This window comes from Aminobacterium sp. UBA4908, from assembly GCF_002398115.1.
Taxonomy (GTDB): domain Bacteria; phylum Synergistota; class Synergistia; order Synergistales; family Aminobacteriaceae; genus Aminobacterium; species Aminobacterium mobile.
Window position 1 is genome coordinate 95,899 of record NZ_DHCG01000004.1, and the last position, 20,914, is coordinate 116,812.

The 20,914-nt window shown below is 43.0% G+C and carries 21 protein-coding genes; 12 read left to right on the top strand and 9 right to left on the bottom strand.

Annotated features, from left to right (window positions below; genetic code table 11):
• The first annotated feature begins 27 nt into the window (after positions 1–27).
• The 5 genes from B4J50_RS05110 (at position 28) to B4J50_RS05130 (ending at position 4,420) form a co-directional block, all read left to right on the top strand.
• On the top strand, positions 28–723 hold the full coding sequence (locus B4J50_RS05110; protein ID WP_024821229.1) for a DUF2848 family protein: 696 nt from the start codon (positions 28–30) through the stop codon (positions 721–723).
• Between the two features lie 12 nt (positions 724–735).
• Positions 736–1,527, top strand: a complete 792-nt coding sequence (locus tag B4J50_RS05115; protein WP_024821230.1) for a carbon-nitrogen family hydrolase — start codon at positions 736–738, stop codon at positions 1,525–1,527.
• Between the two features lie 72 nt (positions 1,528–1,599).
• Positions 1,600–2,586, top strand: a complete 987-nt coding sequence (locus B4J50_RS05120) for a DctP family TRAP transporter solute-binding subunit (RefSeq protein ID WP_024821231.1) — start codon at positions 1,600–1,602, stop codon at positions 2,584–2,586.
• 76 nt (positions 2,587–2,662) lie between these two features.
• On the top strand, positions 2,663–3,136 hold the full coding sequence (locus tag B4J50_RS05125; RefSeq protein WP_286847758.1) for a TRAP transporter small permease: 474 nt from the start codon (positions 2,663–2,665) through the stop codon (positions 3,134–3,136).
• A gap of 12 nt (positions 3,137–3,148) precedes the next feature.
• Positions 3,149–4,420, top strand: coding sequence for a TRAP transporter large permease (locus B4J50_RS05130; RefSeq protein ID WP_286847757.1), 1,272 nt, complete (start codon positions 3,149–3,151; stop codon positions 4,418–4,420).
• Positions 4,421–4,522: 102 nt separating this feature from the next.
• Here B4J50_RS05130 and B4J50_RS05135 read toward each other — a convergent pair whose 3' ends face one another.
• The 4 genes from B4J50_RS05135 to B4J50_RS05150 are packed head-to-tail and all read right to left on the bottom strand — an operon-like array spanning position 4,523 to position 8,700.
• A complete protein-coding gene (locus tag B4J50_RS05135; protein WP_286847756.1) occupies positions 4,523–5,365 on the bottom strand; it encodes a methyl-accepting chemotaxis protein in 843 nt (280 codons plus the stop codon).
• A gap of 39 nt (positions 5,366–5,404) precedes the next feature.
• Positions 5,405–6,175, bottom strand: a complete 771-nt coding sequence (locus B4J50_RS05140; protein ID WP_286847755.1) for an MBL fold metallo-hydrolase — start codon at positions 6,173–6,175, stop codon at positions 5,405–5,407.
• A gap of 22 nt (positions 6,176–6,197) precedes the next feature.
• Positions 6,198–8,219, bottom strand: coding sequence for a sensor domain-containing protein (locus B4J50_RS05145; protein WP_286953967.1), 2,022 nt, complete (start codon positions 8,217–8,219; stop codon positions 6,198–6,200).
• Between the two features lie 55 nt (positions 8,220–8,274).
• The gene (locus B4J50_RS05150; protein ID WP_024821237.1) at positions 8,275–8,700 is read right to left on the bottom strand and encodes an MOSC domain-containing protein; all 426 of its coding nucleotides are present in this window, start codon (positions 8,698–8,700) and stop codon (positions 8,275–8,277) included.
• Positions 8,701–8,818: 118 nt separating this feature from the next.
• Between B4J50_RS05150 and B4J50_RS05155 the strand changes: the two genes are divergently transcribed.
• Positions 8,819–9,250 carry a thioesterase family protein gene (locus B4J50_RS05155; RefSeq protein WP_024821238.1) on the top strand — a complete coding sequence of 144 codons (432 nt, stop codon included), beginning with the start codon at positions 8,819–8,821 and terminating at the stop codon, positions 9,248–9,250.
• 52 nt (positions 9,251–9,302) lie between these two features.
• Here the strand turns inward: B4J50_RS05155 and B4J50_RS05160 are convergent, their stop codons facing one another.
• Positions 9,303–10,196, bottom strand: a complete 894-nt coding sequence (locus tag B4J50_RS05160; RefSeq protein ID WP_024821239.1) for an NAD(P)-dependent oxidoreductase — start codon at positions 10,194–10,196, stop codon at positions 9,303–9,305.
• A 168-nt stretch (positions 10,197–10,364) separates the two neighbouring features.
• On the opposite strand from B4J50_RS05160, the gene B4J50_RS05165 reads away from it, so the two are divergent.
• The 3 genes from B4J50_RS05165 to B4J50_RS05175 all read left to right on the top strand — a co-directional run bounded on the left by B4J50_RS05165 (position 10,365) and on the right by B4J50_RS05175 (position 13,109).
• Positions 10,365–11,429, top strand: a complete 1,065-nt coding sequence (locus tag B4J50_RS05165) for a class I fructose-bisphosphate aldolase (protein ID WP_024821240.1) — start codon at positions 10,365–10,367, stop codon at positions 11,427–11,429.
• A 151-nt stretch (positions 11,430–11,580) separates the two neighbouring features.
• The gene (locus B4J50_RS05170; RefSeq protein ID WP_245587067.1) at positions 11,581–12,237 is read left to right on the top strand and encodes a polysaccharide deacetylase family protein; all 657 of its coding nucleotides are present in this window, start codon (positions 11,581–11,583) and stop codon (positions 12,235–12,237) included.
• On the top strand, positions 12,234–13,109 hold the full coding sequence (locus B4J50_RS05175) for a hypothetical protein (RefSeq protein WP_286847753.1): 876 nt from the start codon (positions 12,234–12,236) through the stop codon (positions 13,107–13,109). The genes B4J50_RS05170 and B4J50_RS05175 overlap by 4 nt, the downstream gene beginning before the upstream one ends.
• A 9-nt stretch (positions 13,110–13,118) precedes the next feature.
• Here the strand turns inward: B4J50_RS05175 and B4J50_RS05180 are convergent, their stop codons facing one another.
• Positions 13,119–13,754 carry a PHP domain-containing protein gene (locus tag B4J50_RS05180; protein WP_334103969.1) on the bottom strand — a complete coding sequence of 212 codons (636 nt, stop codon included), beginning with the start codon at positions 13,752–13,754 and terminating at the stop codon, positions 13,119–13,121.
• A gap of 217 nt (positions 13,755–13,971) precedes the next feature.
• Here B4J50_RS05180 and B4J50_RS05185 point away from each other — a divergent pair, with 217 nt between their 5' ends.
• Positions 13,972–14,682, top strand: a complete 711-nt coding sequence (locus B4J50_RS05185; protein WP_024821244.1) for a GntR family transcriptional regulator — start codon at positions 13,972–13,974, stop codon at positions 14,680–14,682.
• A 45-nt stretch (positions 14,683–14,727) separates the two neighbouring features.
• On the opposite strand, the gene iadA (B4J50_RS05190) is transcribed toward B4J50_RS05185, so the two are convergent.
• From iadA (B4J50_RS05190) to nhaC, 3 genes are all read right to left on the bottom strand, one after another.
• Positions 14,728–15,912, bottom strand: coding sequence for a beta-aspartyl-peptidase (iadA, locus tag B4J50_RS05190; RefSeq protein ID WP_024821245.1), 1,185 nt, complete (start codon positions 15,910–15,912; stop codon positions 14,728–14,730).
• Positions 15,913–16,017: 105 nt separating this feature from the next.
• The gene (gene iadA, locus B4J50_RS05195; RefSeq protein WP_286847752.1) at positions 16,018–17,196 is read right to left on the bottom strand and encodes a beta-aspartyl-peptidase; all 1,179 of its coding nucleotides are present in this window, start codon (positions 17,194–17,196) and stop codon (positions 16,018–16,020) included.
• Between the two features lie 9 nt (positions 17,197–17,205).
• A complete protein-coding gene (gene nhaC / locus B4J50_RS05200; protein WP_245587068.1) occupies positions 17,206–18,618 on the bottom strand; it encodes a Na+/H+ antiporter NhaC in 1,413 nt (470 codons plus the stop codon).
• Positions 18,619–19,091: 473 nt separating this feature from the next.
• On the opposite strand from nhaC, the gene B4J50_RS05205 reads away from it, so the two are divergent.
• Together B4J50_RS05205 and B4J50_RS05210 are read left to right on the top strand one after the other, a co-directional pair.
• Positions 19,092–19,340, top strand: a complete 249-nt coding sequence (locus tag B4J50_RS05205) for a hypothetical protein (protein ID WP_024821248.1) — start codon at positions 19,092–19,094, stop codon at positions 19,338–19,340.
• A 12-nt stretch (positions 19,341–19,352) separates the two neighbouring features.
• On the top strand, positions 19,353–20,831 hold the full coding sequence (locus B4J50_RS05210; RefSeq protein ID WP_286847751.1) for a sodium:solute symporter family protein: 1,479 nt from the start codon (positions 19,353–19,355) through the stop codon (positions 20,829–20,831).
• Positions 20,832–20,914: the final 83 nt, after the last annotated feature.

Below are 20,914 nucleotides of genomic sequence, written 5' to 3' on the forward strand. Positions count from 1 at the left end.
TCCAGAAAGGAGGAAAAGGAAAAGCTCATGAATTTTCATAGTATTGCTTTAAGAGATAACGGAAGGTTTGAAGAAATTTGCCTCGAATGGGACCTTTGTGTAGCCATTGGTTATGCTGGTCGGGATCAAGCCGGTGTTATGGCCCACGTAGAGGAGTTGAGAAAAATTGGCGTCCCTGCACCAGAAAAAACTCCAAGTATGTACTGGATCGATCCGGAACGTATAACCACTAATACCATTTTATGGGTGGTAGGAAATGGCTGTTCTGGTGAAGTAGAATTTTTTGTTGCTGCAGATAAGGGCGGCAACCTCTTTATGACAGTTGCCAGCGATCATACAGATCGGGCATTGGAGACCGTCTCTGTTTCAAAGGCCAAGCAAGCCTGCAGCAAGGTGATTGGAAACGTTTTTTGGAAAATGAGCGATATTCGCCCTCATTGGGATGAAATAGAGCTACGATCTTGGGTTCGAAAAACACCACAAGAAGAGGAGTATCTTTATCAGGAGGGAACCCTCGCGAGCCTTCTGATACCAGAACGACTTCTAGAACTGGCAACAGAAGATAAACCTTATCCCGGGAAATTTTCCTATTTCAGTGGAACGTTACCTCTCAAAGGCGAAATCTGTTACGAAGGCGATTTCAGGATGGAACTGAATGATCCCGTCCTAAAGCGGTCTATAAGCCATACGTACACTGTTCGTAGGTTGCCAGATCGGAATTAAGGAGGAGTGCCTATGCTCAGAATTGGAATGCTGCAGCTTGATATAAAAATAGGGGACAGAGAAGCCAATCGCCTTAATATACAAAAATGGTTAGAACGGACTCTTACCCCAACGGAGATTCCGACAGCTATTGTCCTTCCAGAGATATGGGACGTAGGTTACGCATTGGAACAAGCTGAAGAGCTTGCAGACCCTGAGGGGAAAGGAGCCGCACATTTTCTTGGTGAGTTAGCACGCACATATAATGTGTGGTTTGTAGGAGGGTCTGTCCTAGCCAAGAGTGGGAATAGGTTCGTTAACCGCGCCCAAGTTATTTCTCCGGAAGGTGAACTTATTGCTTTTTACGATAAGGTACATCTTATCGGCCTTATGGGCGAAGATACATATCTGGCCCCAGGCAAAAAATCTTGCCTCTTCTCCATCGATGGGACAAAAGCTGGGTGTGTTATTTGTTACGATATCCGCTTTTGTGAATGGCTTCGAACCTATGCCGTTAATGGAGCCGAAGTACTTTTCGTTAGTGCAGAATGGCCTACTGTGCGTATTGACCACTGGGAAAATATCCTTCAAACAAGAGCCATCGAAAATCAGATGTACGTTGTGGCATGTAACCGTGTGGGGACATCAAAAGGGACCCTTTTTGGTGGATCCTCTATGGTGATTGATCCTTGGGGACAGGTTGTATATAAAGCAGGAGACGGAGAAGAAGCTGGCTTCGTCACTATTGACACGAAGAAAGTTGAAGAGATACGCACCTATATGCCCATCTTTAAAGATAGAGTCCCTGAAATCTATCTGAAATAACATGGGAGGCACAAGCAGGAGCGGCACTATGCCCACTGTTTTTATATCCATATTGTGAGGGGGTACGTAAAAGTGAAGAAAATTGTAGCAATGTTAGCAGTAACGATGTTGTTCGTTCTTTCCGGTACTTCTATGGCAGCAGTGGAGTTGAAATTTGCCCATGGAGGAAGCCTTGAACACCAATATCAGATTGGCGCAGAATATTTTAAGAAATTAGTTGAAGAAAGATCTAATGGAGAAATTAAAGTAAATATTTTCCCGCAAGGACAGTTAGGAGGCAGTGAACGTGAACTTCTTGAAGGGGTTCGCATGGGAACGATCGAAATAGTTTCTATTGCTGCCGGAGGAGCTCTTCCAAGCTTCGTACCAGAGTTTCAGGTTCTGGGGATTCCCTACCTCTTCCAATCTAGAGAGCAAGTCTATGCCGTCCTTGATGGTGAGGTTGGAGATGAACTCGGTGCCCTTATGTTGGGGAAAGGCTTCCAGAATCTTGCTTTCTGGGAAGTTGGTTTCCGTAACTTCACAAACAACATTCGACCTATTGAAAAACCAGAGGATATAAAAGGTCTAAAAATCCGCGTTCAGGAATCAAAAAGCTGGATGGAGTTTATTAAAATGCTCGGTGGTATCCCCACACCTATTTCTTTCGGTGAACTCTATAGCGCCCTTCAGCAGAAAGTAGTGGACGGACAAGAGAACCCCATCGCTACTATTTATTCCATGAAATATTATGAGGTTCAAAAATATCTTACATTAGATGGCCATACATATGAGGCTGCAGCTATTATTGCTAACCCCAAATGGTTCAGTTCTCTCTCTGAAGAGCATCAGAAAATTATTAAAGATGCTGCCAGAGATGCAGCTACGTACCAACGAGAAAAACTTTTTGAGATGGATCAGGAACGCCTGGATTTCATACGCAAAGCTGGTGTAGAGATAGTAGAGAACCCCGATAAGGAGGCTTTTGCCCAAGCAACAGCAGACCTTTACAAAGTTCTCGATAACGTTCCTGAAGAACTCATCAACAAGATTAAGGATGCTGCGGCGAAGGTAAAATAGCTTTTATCAGGTGAGGGCTTTTGCCCTCACCCTTTTCCATTTTGCGCTCGTCGTCGCGCTAGAGAGGTGACCTCTATTGAAAAAGATCGAGCAACTTTTTTCTGTATTAACTGGCATCAGCCTTGTTGTTCTATTCCTCGTCACTTTTGCACAGGTGATCCAACGTTATGTATTTCAGATGCCCATGCCATGGGCAACTGATGTTATTCGTATTTTTTTCGTCTATTCCGTTTTTTTTGGCATGGCTGTAGGGCTCTTTAAGAAATCACACCTCAACATCGATGTGCTTTTACAGGTTTTCCCTTCGAAAACCCGCCCTTATTTCGACCTGATCTCTAATGTGGTGATTTTTATCTTTTTGGCATGTTTGCTTCGCTACAGCATTCCCTTTATGCAAGCGAACGCTGATCAATACACTCCATACCTCATGTTTCCTATGAGTTATGTTTATGCAGTCATTCCGATTACTGTATTGAGTATGCTTGTTTTTCTTGTTATCGATTCCTTTCAAATTGTGGGTGGCTTCTTCAAGCACGCCCCCAAGGCTTAGGAGGGGTAAACTATGGGTTGGATTCTTGGTCTTTTTGCCATATTTCTTGTGGGGATCCCCATCTCCTTCTCTTTGGGCTTCGTCACGCTTGTAGGGTTGCTCGGAACATCTTTACCTTTAGAGGTTATTGTGCAGCGAATGTTCACAGGGGTGGATAATTTTGCCTTCATCGCTATTCCCCTCTTTATTCTCGCTGGAGATCTTATGGCTGCTGGAGGAATATCGAAGAGACTTACTAACTTCTCTGAATCTCTTGTGGGACATTGGCCAGGCGGGTTAGGTATGGTGACTATCGTAGCCTCTATGATCTTTGCTGCCGTTACCGGATCCGCTATCGCTGCCACTGCTGCCATCGGCGGCATTCTTATATCGGAAATGGTTAATAAAAACTACTCTCCGTCATACTCAGCAGCTCTTGTCGCCACAGCAGGATCCATAGGCCCCATTATTCCACCAAGCATTCCCCTAGTCGTCTATGGTGTTATTGTTAGTGCTTCTATCGCCAAACTCTTTATGGGCGGTATTATTCCTGGCATTTTAATGGGCATTTTCCTTATGATATCCAATTACTTTATTAGCAGGCAGCGAGGATATCAAGGGAGCAAAACCCGAGCTACTGCCACAGAGCGCCGAGCTGGACTTAAAGATGCTATTTTAGCCTTGCTCATGCCCATTATTATCATTGGAGGTATTATTGGCGGCATCTTTACTCCAACAGAATCAGCAGCAGTAGCCGTTGCTTATGCCCTCATCGTCGGTGGATTAGTTTATAGAGAGCTTTCATGGAGAAAAATATGGAAAGCTTTCGTGAATGCCGCTATTATGAACGGTATTATCTTGACGGTGCTTATGACTGCAAATCTTTTTATATGGTTCATGACCGTAAAAATGGTTCCTCAAGAGGTAGCAGCAACACTTATGTCTCTTGTACACAGTAAATGGGGAGCCCTTTTCATCATTAATATAGTATTGCTTATCGCAGGGACCTTTATTGATACAACGAGTGCGCTGACTATTTTTGTGCCACTATTCCTTCCTATAGTCAAAGCCTTCAACATCGACTTAATACACTTTGGAGTGGTTGTGGCTGTAAACCTCACTATTGGAATGTGTACTCCACCACTTGGCGTGTGCCTTTTTGTGGCATGTGGTATTGCAAAAATAACTATACGGGAGATGCTTAAAGATCTTTGTATTTTGCTCATACCTTTATTGATACTGCTGGCACTCATCACGTATATTCCAGCTACTGTTACGTGGCTACCTAACATTCTCGGACTTTAAGGATTCTTCTTCGGAGGGAAGGGGGATAATATCTCCCTTCCCTCCGTTCATATTCTCTTCCTCGTCTACTGAATATAAGGGAAAAGAAAGTAAAAAAGTTGTCTAAAGCCTGATTTTTTTCAAATTTTTTTGTGCAAGGACAATTGCAGAGATAGTAGCCGCCATAGATTCAAATTTTTTAGAGGCATCCCCCATTACTACAACAGAACGCTCCATTTCGTCAGAAGTTTCCGTTATTTGAAGAGCACCGTCAGTCATTGTATTCCGCACTTGTTCCAAAAAAACCTTATTTTCGGTTAAATATTCTGCAAAAGACGCTAAAGAATCTCGAATCGTTTTAAACATGCTTCCCACTCGCTGGACACTCTCCACGGCTTCATTAACTGAACGAGATATTTCGTTTACCTTAGATGTGATATTTTCAGAGGCGACTTTAGTTTCCGCCGCTAACTCCTGAACATTTTTTGCGACAATAGCAAAACCCCGCCCATGATCCCCAGCTCGAGCCGCTTCAATAGAGGCATTGAGGGCTAGGAGGTTCGTTTGCTTCGCAATTCTCTGAATTTCCCGAGACATTTTTTCTACCTCTAGAAAAGATTCCAACGTCCCGGAAGTCGTATGAACGGTACGATCCACATCGTTACTCATTCCTTCAAGATCCGTGCCAGAACGTTTTAAATCTTCCATAAGTGTCTGGTTCATTCTATGAATCTCTTCCATGCTCTTTTGAGTCTGCTCACTCTTTTTTTCAAAATCTTTCACCATTTCTCCAAGAGAAACGTTCAATCTTATAAATTCTCCCGCTGTTTCCGAGATCTCTCGTTCCACCTGCCGAACACGTCTCACCAACACTTCGTCGAGTTGAGTCATAAAGGAATTCATTATAGTATCGGCAAAAAAAGCCGTACTCAACCGTCGAATAATGTCTTCATATTTTTTATCCATTAGAATGAATCCCCCCTTGTTGAGCATATGAAGAATCCCTTAGGCTCCGTATATTGTTCCGAGAAGATCCATTCCACACTGGAGATTTTCGAACCAGGAAAGAAATTTCTTCACGTCGTTACCCTTGATAACAGCTCCGTGTTGTGGCGCAATAGCGACTATATCCAAAGAAGAGATTTGTTTTACCCAGCGTCGACAAACATTGTTGGAAGCCATATACCGTTTATGAAATCCCTCCATATACTGAATATGTTTTTCAAAATTATCTACCACGGGATATCGACTATTTTGAGGGAAAATCGCAGCACCAATATCTCCCGTAAAGAGAATTCTTGAGGTAGGGTCATAGAGGGAAAAAGCTCCTGTCGAGTGAAGAAAATGAGAAGGAATCAGCTTCATAGTCCGGCCATTAGAAAGAGAAAAGGCTCCCCCCTTATCGGGGATAGCTGTAATTCTTCTATGATCGTATATTCCAAAGTGAGGAAGGAATCGGGTCCAAAGCCCCGAAATATAAACCTGAGATCGCTCTGTCATAGACAACCAGAGCGTAATGCCAGACGATACATCTGGGTCTTGGTGAGAATAAAAAATATGTTTAATGTCTTTTAGCTCAAAAAGTTCTGCCACGTTGGCAAGTACTCTAGGAAAAACATGAGCCCCGCCTGGATCGAGCAATACAACTTCCTTACCTGAAAGGATAACGTATTGATTCGTCTGGACAACTCCTTCTTCTTCCTGTTCTTCCCATCCGAGAAGATAAAACTTGTGATCTTCCTGCTCATAGAGCGTGATGGAACTTTGATGATCCATGAAGACCCACTCCTTTATTATGTTAGGCATGATAATAGTTTTTTATGAAATTTGGGACTTCTACTGCAGGAAGGGGACGACTCAGAATATACCCCTGAATTACATCGCAGTGTACGTTTTCAAGAAAGCACTGTTGCTCCGCAGTTTCCACTCCTTCCGCTATCACGCTACGTTCCAAAGAATGTGCTAAGTTGATTATAGTTTTAACAAGTAATTCATCACTGCTATTCTTCCCAATTCCATCGATAAAAGACTTATCTATTTTTATAACATCTACAGGGAAACGGCTAAGATACGCTAATGAAGAATATCCTGTACCAAAATCATCGATAAAAAGCCGACAACCGAAGCTTTTTAATTTCTGAAGTATCGTCAGAGAAAAATCTCCGTTCTTCATAATTCCAGATTCTGTAATTTCAAAAGCAATTTGGCCCGGTTCAATAGAATACTTTTCAAGGATATTTTTTATTTCATCAATGAAATTTTTCTGGTAGATCTGTTTAGGAGAAATATTTACGCTCACTTCGATGGAACCGAGAAAGCGATCGTTCCATCGATTCTTTTGCTTACACGCCATAGAAAGTATTTTTTCTCCTAAAGGTAATATAAGACCTGTCTCTTCCGCTGTAGGAATAAAGTCTCCAGGAGCGATAAGCCCCCGCTTCCCATGTTTCCATCGTACTAATGCCTCTACTCCACAAACATGCTTTTTCACCATATCGAGTTGCGGCTGGTAATAGAGAAAAAACTCGTTATATAAAAGCCCTCTTCGAAGATCGCTTTCCAGTAAAAGGCGCTCACCGGTCTGAACACCAAGTTCACCTTTAAAAAATTGATGCGCATTTAAACCCGTTTCTTTCGCTCTAAAAAGAGCAATATCTGCTTTTTGAAGTAAAATCTCCTCGTCTGTTCCATCGTCTGGAAATACGCTAATACCAACCCGTGCTGTTAGGAAAAAACGCGTACCATTTACATCAAAGGGCTCATTGAAGCACTCTAAAAGCATCTTTGCTATCTGAGCTATCTCCATAACATTTTTAGCCTGATGGGCAAGAATATAAAAAATATCTCCACTGATACGAGCTACCGTATTTATTTCTCCAGCAGCTTTTTGAAGACGTTGAGCTACATGCTGTAAAAGAAGATCGCCGGAAAAATGACCTAAACTCTCATTTACAGCTTTAAAACGATTTATATTCAGAAATAAAACTCCCAAAAAAGGGGCATCTTTTGATCTTTTCTTCATCTCCCGACGTAAAAGGTCAAGAAACATCTCCTTGTTCGGTAGTCCCGTAAGCTGATCGTACCAAGATTTTAGGCGAATTTGGGCATCCTTCGTCTTCATTGTAGAAAGATCGCTAAAAACAGAGATATATTCCGTAACTTGCCCTTTCTCATCGTATACGCTAGTAACATAAAGCCACTCAGGGTACACTTCCCCATCCTTACGGCGATTCCAAATCTCGCCTTCCCAATATCCTTTCTCAATAAGAGATTTCCAAAAATTCATATAAAAGTTCTTTGTGTGCTTATTCGACTTCAATATTCTTGGGTTTTTCCCTATCACTTCATGAGATTCATAGCCAGTAATAGTTGTAAAGGCAGGGTTCACCATTGTAATCGTTCCATAGGAATCGGTTATAACCACACCTTCCAAGGCGTGGTTCATAACACCTAAAGTCAATTGAACGATTTTCTCTCGTTTCTTTCTATACGTAACATCCCGAATAACCCCTACCATTTCCCGAACATTGTTCTGCTCATCGAAAAGGGGGGTTTTTTGAAGGCTAAAAGAGCTTTTTCCCGTTGTTTCCGTGATGAAAATCTCTTTCTTTACCTCTCCTCCTTCAAACCATCTTTTCTGGTCATCTTCCAGCCAATAGAGTAAATGCCCTCTTAATTTTTTTTCATGAAGAGCAAAAATCTGTACAGCCTGCTCATTGCCCCATATCCAGCGCCCAGATCCATCGCTTAAAACAACGGCCTCATGAGAATTGACAAAAAGTTGCTGTATCACTTGTTGCGTATTTTCTTTATTATCCATTTTATTAATCATATTTAATCTAAGCATGTTTATAGAAACGTCCAGGTCTTCCAAACTAACGGAAGATCACTTCATCACCTAAAAAAGCTGTACCTCCACTCAAAACCTTAAGGAAATATCCGCAGAGAGGCAGAAGGCACCATCCTTTATAGTCATAAGAGTGGGGTTCGCCAGGTTTTTTCCCTTTTCCCACAACCTGGAGGATTACATCCTTTCCTATTTGCAATAGAGCTCCTGAAGGCATCTCGCTCGGCAAGCCTTCCACAATCAGATTTTCAGCAAGAGAACCTGGTGGGAAAGAAAAGCCTGCCTTTTGTTCCGCATCCTCTATATCTTCACGACGAAGGAGGCTCACTTCTCGCTCGCTTAAACCATAGTGCGAGTCTCCTTCAATTCCACCTGGAATAAAAGAGGCCTCATTCTGTAGTCTTTTAGGTTCATTTCTTTTCTCACTCACACAAATTGCAAGTATTTTCGCCACTCTCTTCTCTCCTTCCTATTTGGGAAATACTTAATATTTAATATATCATAAAATTTTCATAGATCGACAAACAAGTGTTAAAATAAAGAACAAATAATCTTGTAAAGGAGGGCGGAACATGTTCGATGTGCGGAATATATTGACACCAGGTCTCTTTGCTACTGTAAAGAAAACCGTGGAAGTGGACGACACTGTGGGGAATAAAAATGTTCATCTCAACCAGCTTCTTTCCACCTCGTCGTGTGTTCAATCTATTATTGAGGCATGTATGAAAACAGTGGACCATCTTCTGCCCGAAGGATATATCTCTATTGGAAAATCTATTGAAGTTGTTCATGAAGCCACCGCTATGCTCGGAGTCTCTCTGGAATTCAAAGCGACTCTCGCCGAAATAGAGGGGAATCGCTTACTCTTTCAAATTTCTGCAAACGATGCCCTCGGAATTATTTTAACTGCCACACATGAGCGAGTCGTGGTCAACCATATGGCACTTATGGATCGTGCTATTGAACGTGCCCAAAAATTAAAGAAAATTCGAGAACTACTCTAAAGAAGGCCCTCCTGTAGAGAGGGCCTTCTCCATTTGCTCTATAAATTTTCTCTTATTCTTTGTCGCTATAAAGACGGAAGAGGGCCTGGGTCCCATCATTTTCGTGTCCCAAAGACGCTAATTTCTTATACATGGAAAGAGCCATCTCCAAACCAGGAGTGTCAAGGCTCATTCCATCAGCCGCTTCCAGTGCAATCTTCATATCCTTAATAAAATGTTTTATATAAAAGCCTGGGTCGAAGTTGCCGGCAATCATACGAGGGGCAAGATTCGATAGAGACCAGCTGCCAGCGGCACCTTGGCTAATACTAGCAAGAACTTTTTCCGGGTCAAGGCCAGCTTTAAGAGCATAAGAAATAGCTTCGCACACCCCGATCATGTTGGAAGCGATGGCGATTTGGTTGGCCATTTTAGTATGTTGACCACTCCCAGCCCTGCCCTGGTAAACAATATTCTTTCCCATGACCTGGAAAAGAGGGAGAACCGCTTTAAACGTGTCTTCTTTGCCCCCAACCATTATGGAGAGAGAGCCCTCCCTTGCCCCCTTATCCCCACCAGAGACAGGAGCATCCAATGCGTGAAGTTGTTTGCGTTCCGCCGCTTCATAAATACGAAGAGCCAGACTCGGACTTGAGGTCGTCATATCAACAAGAAATGTGCCATGTTTTGTATTCTCAATCAGCCCTTGAGACCCAAAGTATATTTCCTCTACATCTCTGGGGAACCCCACCATTGTGATAACACCATTGCATTTTCTCGCAAGATCAGCTACTTTTTCTTCCCAGATAGCGCCCTGTTCTACGAGGTCCTTTCCTTTCTCACGAGTCCTGTTGTAGATATGTAGTTCATATCCTGCATCGAGAATATGCTTCGCCATACTACCTCCCATAACGCCTAACCCTATAAAACCGATAACAGAAGTTTTTGGTGCAAGAACGTCTTCCATAAGCGTCATCTCCTCTCTCCGCTTTCTAGTTAACTATATAACGTATGGTATCACATGATGGCTTGAATTCATTGGGTATCATGGTTATGATGGAATTGTTTTTACACCATATTCTCTTCTGCTTCGCTCTTTTTTGAAGAAATCCAGAAAAGAAAGAAGGGATAAATTATGTCGCAGTATCTGGACGAAATTGGGGAAATTCTTGGGCCTGAAAGGGAATCTCTCCTCACATATACGTGTTGGGGAATTCCTTCCGATATGCTTGTTGTTCCTGGCCCAGATTTTGTAGATCGCTTTGCGGCTGAGACAGACCGCCCTACCCCTGTGCTGAGATCTCTCCAGACACTTTTTGACCATGGCAGACTTAAAGGGACAGGATATCTTTCTATTCTTCCTGTAGATCAAGGCGTGGAACACTCTGCCGGCGCTAGTTTTGCAGCTAATCCAATCTATTTTGATCCAGAAAACATTGTGAAACTTGCTATAGAAGCCGAATGCAGCGCAGTAGCCAGCACACTTGGCGTGTTGGGAGCCATGGCTAGAAAATATGCCCACCGCATTCCCTTTATACTTAAAATAAATCATAACCAACTTCTTTCATATCCCAACACCTACGACCAGATTCTTTTTGCGTCGGTAAAACAAGCTCGAGATTTGGGGGCAGTGGCGGTAGGCGCGACTATTTATTTTGGAAGCCCAGAGTCGCCTCGCCAAATTCAAGAAGTTTCCGCAGCGTTCCAAGCAGCTCATGAAATGGGCATGGCCACCATCCTTTGGTGTTACTTACGAAACAAGGCCTTTAAAACTAAAGAAAAGGATTATCATCTCGCTGCTGATCTGACAGGACAGGCAAACTATTTAGGTGTTACGCTTGAAGCAGATATTATTAAACAAAAACTTCCTATGACAAATGGAGGCTTTCGAGATCTTCATTTTGGGAAAACATCGCCAGAGCTTTATGAAAAATTTGTTACCGATCACCCTATAGACCTTCTTCGTTACCAAGTAGCGAACTGCTATATGGGACGAATTGGTCTCATCAGCTCAGGGGGGGCTTCTTTAGGTGCTAGCGATCTTAGAGAGGCTGTAAGAACTGCGGTAATCAACAAAAGAGGAGGTGGTCTGGGGCTCATTCTTGGTCGAAAAGCCTTTCAGAAACCTTTTAAAGAAGGCATTGATCTTATTCATTCCGTACAAAATGTTTATCTTGAGAAGGGAATTTCTCTAGCTTGAGCACACTAAAACTATGAAAAAAAGATACGTGAGTTACCCTTTTTTCTTTATCATTATGGTATATACATATCTTTTACTCCCTGCTGGGGAGGTTTTTTCTTCCCCTGTACCCCGGTTGTGGGGAGAAACTATTCCTGGGGTTTGTACTCGCATGAAAACCGAGGAGCCTGTAGTAGCGCTCACGTTAGATGCTTGCGGAGGGAAAAGAGGGAACGGATTTGACAGGGAGCTTATTGAATGGCTTGAGAAGGAAAAAATTCCCGCCACTCTCTTTGTTACAGGACGATGGATAGAGGTAAACGAAGAAGTTTTTTTAAATCTCGCTTCCTCTCCCCTCTTTCAAATAGAGAACCATGGGATGAACCACAAACCTGCTTCTGTTTCTGGCCAATCTGCATACGGAATTAAAGGGTCTTGCTCCATAGATGAATTATTGGAAGAGGTAGATAAAGGCGCTGCTTCAATTTACAACAGGACTCGGCGACATCCTAAGCTATTTCGTTCAGGAACAAATTATTACGACGATATAGCTCTTTCCATTATTAAGGAACGGGGCTACTCTGTTGTAGGATACACAATTGCCGGCGATGGCGGGGCCTCTTTTTCGAAAAAAGAAATTATCTCTGTTCTTTTAAAGGCTCGCCCTGGAGACATTATTCTTTGTCATATGAACCATCCCGAAAGCAGCACCGCTGAAGGGCTTATGAGCGTAATTCCGCTACTGCAAGAGAAAGGATTCCGTTTCGTTAAACTTCAAGACTATCCTCTTTTCTCGCAGGAAAATGATAAAAAGGAAGGAGAAAAATGATTGGATCTGCAATTCTTTTAGGAATCGTTTCCATGCTCTTGCTCCCTCTTGAAATGTCAGCAGCTATTCTTATTGCCCTGACCCTTTGGCTGACTTTTCGTGGGGGCGTTTTGTTCTGCATTTTCCTAGGATGGGTTTTAGGCGTTTTTCTGGGGATGGTTCGAGCGGAAACACACCTTTGGACTGTTCTTTCGCTAATACCTGTGGGCATATGGTTCTTCATTAACTGGCGCCACAAAATAGCTTCAGATATAACTTTCGTAACTTGCGCCTTTCGAGAACCTCTCGTTCGCCGAAAATTACTCCGATATGGGGGGCTGATTTTTCCCTGCATTATCTACCCGTTTGGTGGCTCAGGCGTCATGAATAAATACCTTATGATCGCTACAGTTTTCTCTTTCGCTCTTGAGAAAATAAGTTGCCATGTCCCTTTCCTGTCTAAATGGCTAACTGTCATATCTCCAGAACCTTACGAGAGAAAAGAAAAATCTATTTCTGGCACAACGTGCTATCTTCTCGGCGCTTTTGTTGCGTCCCTTTTTCCAGATCCCGCTTCAGTTCAAGCCCTCGTCATGGCTACCATCGGAGATGCCTGGGCCGTACTTGTAGGACAGCGTTGGGGGAAAATTCCATGGCTGGAAGGCAAGACTCTCGAAGGAAGCTTGGCATGTTTTTGTGGTGCTATCTCTGGAGGATATGTTTTTGGACTGTTGGTTCCTATGGGACAGGCACCATGGCTCATATTACTCTGGGGCAGTTTGGCAACGCTCTTTACAGAGGGTCTTTTCAAACATGAGCTGGACAACCTTCTCACTGCACCAGTAAGCGCCGCAGTTATGACTGCCGTTATATGGGTGGCTTATATCCTTTAAAGTAAAAGACTATACACGTACATATCGGTCTACATCATAGACTACGGGATAAACATTTCCTGTTTTAATAGCACCAATAAAATCCTCTTCACTCCTCACAATACCAGGGAAAGCGGTGGCATAACGCCCTACTCTATTGACAAGATGAGCATCGCTACCGCCAAGGCAAGGAAGATCCAGCTCGCAAGCAAGATTATGAGCTCTAAAATTATGAGTAAGGCGAGTACTTCCGTTGAAAGATTCCACTCCATTAAGTCCAGGAAGAGAGCGAATAAAATTCCCCATACCTCTGCCATTATCCCGGAAAGGATGGGCACTCACAGCTATTCCTCCTTGTTGGGCAACAATATCCACCACATCAATAGCATGCATTTTCTTCTGAGGAACAGCGTCAAGACCAAAAATAAGAAGATCGCCTTCGTAAGTTAAAAGCTCAAGACCTACCAACACAAGAAAATTATGTTTTTTCGACAGTTCCTGAGCAAAAGCACGCATTCCCATGCTTTCATGGTCTGTGACACAAATACCATTAAGCCCAAGAGCTTGACCTCTTTGGATGGCTTCTTCTATGGGAAGAAAGCTATCGGAAGAAAATTCTTCTGAGTGAAGATGCGTATCTATAACCAGGGTTATTCCTCCTAAAATATTTCTTTATATGTTTTATAATATCATGTTATTTCAATAGCGATTATAAAGAAGCCTCTTCTTCTGTCAAGGACAATGTGTTCCTCCATATGCCATATCTGCCCAACTTTTGGGATGTACTTCAGAACCGCTTTTTATTTATGGTAGACTAAAGCGCTATGTATTTCTTATGCTAAGATGAAGTGGGTATACGTTACTATGCAGAGGAGGAAAAATTGTGGCTGAACGTTCAGGAGCAAGCGATCGAGCTTTCCAAAAAATCATAGGACTTGTTTTGTCTCATGAACTTAAACCTGGAGATAGAATTTATGAAACAAACCTGGCTGAAGAACTCGATATGAGCAGAACTCCCGTGAGGGAGGCTCTCTCTCGTTTAGCTTCAACAGGCTTTATTGAAAAAATGCCTAAGCAAAAAGGATATTTGATCCCTACTCTTTCTCCGGACGATATGGAACAAATTTACTACATGCGCATAACACTGGAGGGGAAAGCCGCACGAATTGCTGCGCGAATTGCTGACAAGAGAATGGCCGAAACCCTGACACGCATCAATGAAGAAGAGAAAAAGAGATATCTCGCTAACGAAAAAGATGAATATGCTGCCTTGAACGAGAAGTTCCATATGGCCATTGCTAAAATGTCAGGAAATACGTATCTGTATCGCTATATACAACAACTTTTTTGGCGTTCCAACCTCTATGTTTTCTTTTTCATGAGTTTTTATAATCTGGCCCAACTCAATAAGGTCCAGCCTGGATCCCAAATAAGGTTAAGCTACGAAGAACACCATAAAATTGTAGAAGCTATCACCGCTAACGACCCTGTTGCTGCAGAAAAGGCCATGCAAGAGCATCTTGTTATCGCCTATAACTCAATGCTTAATCCCCAAAAAAGTCCGCATATGTCCTTTGGAGAATTTGATATGTAGAGAAATAGAGGCCCTCCCTCTAGAGCTAGTAGAGGGCCTTCTTTTTTATTGTTCCTCAAAAAGTCCTCTTTTTATCACTCGTCCCTTTTCAAACATAATCTCTCCGCGAGCTATGACTGTGTGAAGAGAAAGTTCATCTTCACTTAAAAGGAGAAGATCCGCGTCACCACCTTCGACAATTCTTCCCTTTTCGAAAAGGCAAAGATGATCAGCTACATTCGTCGATACAATCCGAACTGCCGTTTCTATAGCTATCCCCTCGCGAATCATTTGCGTAAATTCTTCAAATAAAGCCTTCACCGGCGCGATAAGTGGTTGTAGTGTACCTGTATCGGGATTATGGACAGTCATGACTCCGTTGCCATCTGAACTCATAGTAATGCGGTTTTCAGCCACTCCTTGTTTCAAAAGCAATGCTACAGCTTGGCTGGGATTTACAGCTGAAATAAAACCATAACGACTCGAAACCCCAGCACTTATATCCACATATCCCCCTTCCCTTCCCCAAAAAACAGCTTCTTGAAGAACCTCCTGAGATCTGTTGAGGTGGGTTGGAGCGAATTGGTGAATAGGAATATCAGTTGTCTCTACAATATCTAAAAATGGACGAAGACGATGAGTTCCTTCCCCTATATGGATCATCACAACTCCAGATTTTCCAGAGAGGATGCCACCTACCCGTGCCTGTGATACAGTTTCTTGAAGGGTTTGTCGACTCACATGCGAAGACCGATGATCTGAAAAGGCAATTTTAAGACCTATTACTTTATCGATGAGCATTATATCGCTTGTAATATCACTTGTCAGAACAGGGCTGGGGATCTGATAGGCTCCTGTAAATATCTTTGTGGTTATACCTTCCATCTCTAAGGCACGGGCCTTCATGAGCAACTCTCGCAAAGAACGAGCAACACCATCCGTTCCTAGCAATCCCACAGCTGTTGTTATGCCCGCTTTAACGAGTAGGGAGAGAGGGGTAGGCGGTGTTCGGTAGAGAGGGCCTCCCTCTCCTCCGGCTCCATTAAAGTGTACATGTTGATCAATAAGCCCCGGAACAGCTAGAAGTTGGTCCCCCTCTATAATGCGAAAAACGAGGCCTGTTTCTTTCAATGCATTACAAGAAACATGGTCTTCAATCTTTATGATTTTCCCCCCGAAAATAAAAATATCCTTATAGCCCAAAGAGTTTGGAGCATAGACACGAACATTCCTAATTACAAGACCATTCATTATCATAGTCCCCCTCTTCTTTTAAAAATCAAGAAGAGCTCCTATTTTCACAGGAGCTCTCTAAACTTATCTTTTATCTTTTGCTTTCTATCTTCGGCCTGCAATCTAGCAGGACTCAAAGGTTCCTTTGCGAATAACCGTCCCTTCTTTCATCATTATAACTCCCTTAGCCACTACATAACGTAATGCTATATCGCTAGGAGTGATGATAAGAAGATCTGCATCATTCCCTGCAGAGAGACGTCCTTTATTGGCTAGTTTCAACCGATCGGCTACATTACTTGTCACTAAAGCGAGAGCTTCCTCTGTAGAGACTCCCGATTCCAGAAGAATCTCCCGCAGCGCCGTAAAGAGAGTTATAGGCTCGCCAATTCCCATACCTACAAGTTCACCTGCTTTATTAAACACTGGCATACTTCCATTGCCATCTGTGCTCATAGTAAACCTGGAAAGGGGGATATTTCGCAACCGCGCCTGACGCACTCCATCGCAGGGCTTCACCGAGTCACTATCACTTCCCATACTTGTAGTCATATCCGCAACTCCACCCTGTTCGCAATATTTAAGGGCTTCGTCAAAAAGCTTTTGATTTCTATTTACATGTGTAGGTACAATCTGACTCATAGGAATTTGTGTTCCAGCAAGAGCTTCTTGGATAATACCAAGCCCCCACTCTTCAGCTCCCATATGAGCTTCTACAATCCCCGCCTTCCCAGCCAGCATACCACCAACTCTCGCATCAGAAATCAATCTTCGCAACTCTTCTACTGTGGGATGGGATGACCGATGATCTGAAAGGGCCACCTTGGCTCCAATAACCTTATCGATAAGAACAATGTCTGTCATAACGTTTTCGGTAATGCTTACTGATGGAAGTCGATACGCACCGCTGTACATATAGGTACTTATCCCTTCGTTTTCGAGAGAACGTGCTTTTGCAAGAAGCTCTCTTAACGATCGAGACACACCGTCTGTACCAAGAGGCGCCACTGCCGTGGTAATACCGGCCTGAATAAAACTGCTTAGTTGGAGGGGCGGAGTTCGAAAATGAGGACCACCCTCTCCTCCAGCACCATTAAAATGGATATGGCTATCCATAAGGCCAGGTGTAACCCAGGCCCCTTCAGCGTCAATAATGGCAGCGTTTTTATCTAATGCCCGTACCGCCTCTTCCGAAATGTGAGTATCTATAGACAAAATAGAACGTCCTGCTATAAGTATATCTTTTCTCCCCAGAGATGTTGGCCCATAAACATGACCATTTTTAATCAGTAAAAGCCCCATACCTATCGCCTAGCCTCTCGCCTTAGATTTATCTGAAGGCCAAATGGCTATACCAGTAAAGCCGTAAAACCAGGCTGTTAAGAAACCGAGGTAGCATAAGAAGGCCCATGGCGCATAAGAAAACACCGGCACATCAAGAACGGTGGACATATAGATACCGGCAGCAGACCATGGGATGAGGGGAACTACCACAGTTCCAGAGTCCTCAAGAGTCCTGGAAAGAACTCGTCTTGAAACATTCATCTCATCACACAATTCGCGATACATAGTACCAGGAACAATTTCACTCAAGTACGAATTTCCCGTTCCCAGACCTGTCATGATACCTGAAAGAGAGATAGAGAAAACAAGTTTTCCCTTATTTCCACGAATAAACTTATCTCGCAATGCCGTGCTTATCCTGCTAAAAGTACCAGAATACTCAAGTTGACCGGCAAAAATATAAGCAAAGAAAACAACTGCAACAGACCCTGCCATGAACGAAAGTCCCCCACGGCTCAGTAACTTATCGACACTGGCCACACCTGTAGCAATTTTAGGGCCATTAGCCATTATCTTGACAACTTCAGGAACTGTATACCCTTGCATCATAGCTAAAGGTACTGCAGCCATCATGGCAACCCAAAGAACAGGAAGAGTGGGCTTCCTCATATAAGCAAGGATAAGAAGAACGACAGGTGGAATGAGAACGATTGGTGTCAGCGTAAACGTATTTTGTAACGCTGTCAGGATTTCGTTAATCTGACTCATATCGATAGCCCCGGAAGCTCTGGACCCAACAAGGGAATAGATCAAAAGGCTAATAATAAAGGCTGGAGCCGTAGTCCATATCATAGAGCGAATGTGATCAATAACATCTACTTCTGCAGTAGCAGCTGCCAAAACAGTGGTGTCAGAAACAGGGCTCAGCTTATCACCGAAATATGAGCCGGCTACAATAGCACCAGCAGCCGCTGCGGGAGAAACTCCTAATCCCATAGCTATCCCCATAAAAGCCACACCAAAAGTCGCAGCAGATCCCCAGGATGTTCCAGTTACAGTAGAAGATATACACGTAACGATAAAAGCGGCAAGAAGAAACGTTTTGGGAGTAAGAAGTTGAAGGCCAAGATAGATAATGTAAGGAATTGTTCCAGAAATCATCCAAGCTGCAATCATAGGTCCCACGGTGAGAAGTATCATAATAGCTCCCGAAGCTCTGGCCACCATGGGAACGATACCTCCGTTAAAAAGTTCATCCCATGTAAATTTATATCCAAAAACATACACAAAGGACGTAAACATAGAAACAATCATTAAGAGAAGAGCCGTATCGAAGCCAAAAAACAATTTCCCTACCATGATTATCGCAAGAATTGCACTAAAAATTCCAATGGAACCTGCTAAGCCAACTTCGCGATGTTCTTTTTCCACGGTCATCATATATTCCCTCCTTAATTGTGGTCGCTCTTAAAAAACACTGCAATTTTTCGCTCATTGTCACCCCCATAGAGGAAAAAGAATAATTGCATACTAACACGTATACGCAAATTTGTTCCTAAGAAGAAACGAAGATATTTTATCAAAAAGAAGATTCAAAGCATACCTACCGATTTTTAAAGGCTACACTTGACAAAAAAAGAATACGGAATGTACAATATCATCATCAATGGATATAGTTGTGTATCCATTGATGAGCAGGGGGATGCATATACATTATCTGTTCTTGACATTGCCCTTTACATATATTTTGCTTTCTTCCTTACTTTTTGCATATTACATCCTTGAAATCTTGCAATGCATCCCCATTTTTCTCTTCGACTTGGAGTTTTATGCTCTATGGAAGGGAGTGATGCCTGAAGAAACGACAAAAAACGTCTTATAATCCCATCTCAGCTAAGAGGAGGTCGTTCTTCATGGGTGTTTTCAGTAATGCTTTTGAAAAGAAATGGTTTTGGATCTTCATGTTTATGTACGTTTTAATTATGATTCCTTTCCCTTTTTTTTTCTCCACGAAGTACATTCCGTCAATAGCAGGACTTCCCTTGTTTATCGTAGGTTGGACCCTTCATACGGCAGCGACAATGGTTCTCATCTACATTTTTTATAAGCAGGCCATGTCTCGTCCCGAGTACCACGAATTCGACGAAGATAGTGGAAAATAGGAGGGAATAATCATGGATGCTGTCTCTACATTAATCCACCCAATGCCTGGTGCTTTTTATTCTGTTCTTGGTTTTTATTTTATTTTAATGGCGCTCATTGGTTACTACTCTGCCAAAAACACAAACACGCTCCAAGACTTCTTTGTTATGAGTGGTAAGGCTGGAGCTATTGTAAGTGGTATTGCATACTTCTCTACTCAATACAGCATGAGTACCTTCATGGGATGCCCAGCCACTTGCTATAAAGTAGGCTTTGCGGGCCTATCTATATCCGTTCCCGGCCTTGTTTTCAGCATGATCATCCCTGCACTCTTTGTAGGGAGGAAATTAGTCCACCTCGGCCATAAATACAAATTTCTTACTATGGCCGATTATCTTGCAGATCGTTTTGAATCTGACGGATTGCGCGTTCTCCTTGCTGTTCTTATGATCATTTTTCTTATCCCCATGATGGGTGCACAAACTATTGGTGCCGGCATTATTCTGCGTACCTTTACTGGTGCACCTGAATGGGTAGGTATTGTAGCCATGGGAGTCATTGTCATCTTATACTGCATGAGCGGTGGAATTCGCGGCGCCATGCTCACAGACGTGGTGCAGGGGTCTCTCATGGTTCTTACAGCTATCGTAACCTTCATTATTTCAGTGAAAATAGGGGGAGGCTTCTCCTCTATTTCCCAAAAACTTCTGGAGCTGAACCCAGAGTATATGAGCCATCCTGGGGTCGGGGGATCCTATGGCTGGGGAAATTATGTTTCCATGATCGTTATGTGGAGCTTTTTCTCTATCGGCCAACCCACGTTATTCACAAAATTTTTTGCTATGAAAGATTATAAGGTCATGTTCAAAGCCGTGATTCTGGGAACAATCGGCATGTGGCTTGCCGCAACTCTTATTGAGTGGTCTGGCGTCAATGCTATCGTATCCATTCCTCTCTTAGAAGGGAAACAAATCGACTTTGTTGTTCCTCTGATTCTTCAGCAGAGCGTATCCCCCTTCGTTTCTTCTGTTCTCATAGCAGGCATTATGGCTGCGGGAATGTCCACAATCGATAGCCTCCTTATCGTCTCTACTGGCGCAGTAACGAGAGATATATATCAGAAGCTTTTTAATCCTGAAGCTACCGATGCTCATATCCTTAAAATATCGCGGTACGTTACAGTCATTATTGGGGTCATCGCCATTCTTTTTGGTATATCCCGGCCAGCAACCATCTTTAAGCTCATTCTCTTCGCCTTCGGTGGATTAGGAATTTGGGCTGCGCCTATTATCTTGGGAATGTACTGGAAAGGCGCTACAAAAGCTGGCGCTTTTGCTTCAGTTGTTGTAGGAGAGATACTCTTTGTTCTTATGACTCTCAAATTCAAGTCTTGGGCTTTCGGATTTAACCCCTTAATCGTTTGCTGGATCTATGCAATGATCGTTATGGTCATCGTCAGCAAGTGTACTCGTCCAGCTTCCCAAGAAACTTTAGAGAAGCACTTCGCATAACCTTACCCTACTCTAAAAAGCCCTGGCCGTTTACAGCCAGGGCTTTTTATAAAAATAAGCTTTAGTTTCACTCAGAAAGGAGC

Coding starts and splice junctions, on each gene's coding strand:
- B4J50_RS05110 (WP_024821229.1), top strand. CDS start 28: ATGAATTTTCATAGTATTGCTTTAAGAGATAACGGAAGGTTTGAAGAA.
- B4J50_RS05115 (WP_024821230.1), top strand. CDS start 736: ATGCTCAGAATTGGAATGCTGCAGCTTGATATAAAAATAGGGGACAGA.
- B4J50_RS05130 (WP_286847757.1), top strand. CDS start 3,149: ATGGGTTGGATTCTTGGTCTTTTTGCCATATTTCTTGTGGGGATCCCC.
- B4J50_RS05135 (WP_286847756.1), bottom strand. CDS start 5,365: ATGGATAAAAAATATGAAGACATTATTCGACGGTTGAGTACGGCTTTT.
- B4J50_RS05140 (WP_286847755.1), bottom strand. CDS start 6,175: ATGGATCATCAAAGTTCCATCACGCTCTATGAGCAGGAAGATCACAAG.
- B4J50_RS05145 (WP_286953967.1), bottom strand. CDS start 8,219: ATGGATAATAAAGAAAATACGCAACAAGTGATACAGCAACTTTTTGTC.
- B4J50_RS05155 (WP_024821238.1), top strand. CDS start 8,819: ATGTTCGATGTGCGGAATATATTGACACCAGGTCTCTTTGCTACTGTA.
- B4J50_RS05160 (WP_024821239.1), bottom strand. CDS start 10,196: ATGGAAGACGTTCTTGCACCAAAAACTTCTGTTATCGGTTTTATAGGG.
- B4J50_RS05165 (WP_024821240.1), top strand. CDS start 10,365: ATGTCGCAGTATCTGGACGAAATTGGGGAAATTCTTGGGCCTGAAAGG.
- B4J50_RS05170 (WP_245587067.1), top strand. CDS start 11,581: ATGAAAACCGAGGAGCCTGTAGTAGCGCTCACGTTAGATGCTTGCGGA.
- B4J50_RS05175 (WP_286847753.1), top strand. CDS start 12,234: ATGATTGGATCTGCAATTCTTTTAGGAATCGTTTCCATGCTCTTGCTC.
- iadA (WP_024821245.1), bottom strand. CDS start 15,912: ATGAATGGTCTTGTAATTAGGAATGTTCGTGTCTATGCTCCAAACTCT.
- iadA (WP_286847752.1), bottom strand. CDS start 17,196: ATGGGGCTTTTACTGATTAAAAATGGTCATGTTTATGGGCCAACATCT.
- nhaC (WP_245587068.1), bottom strand. CDS start 18,618: ATGATGACCGTGGAAAAAGAACATCGCGAAGTTGGCTTAGCAGGTTCC.
- B4J50_RS05205 (WP_024821248.1), top strand. CDS start 19,092: ATGGGTGTTTTCAGTAATGCTTTTGAAAAGAAATGGTTTTGGATCTTC.
- B4J50_RS05210 (WP_286847751.1), top strand. CDS start 19,353: ATGGATGCTGTCTCTACATTAATCCACCCAATGCCTGGTGCTTTTTAT.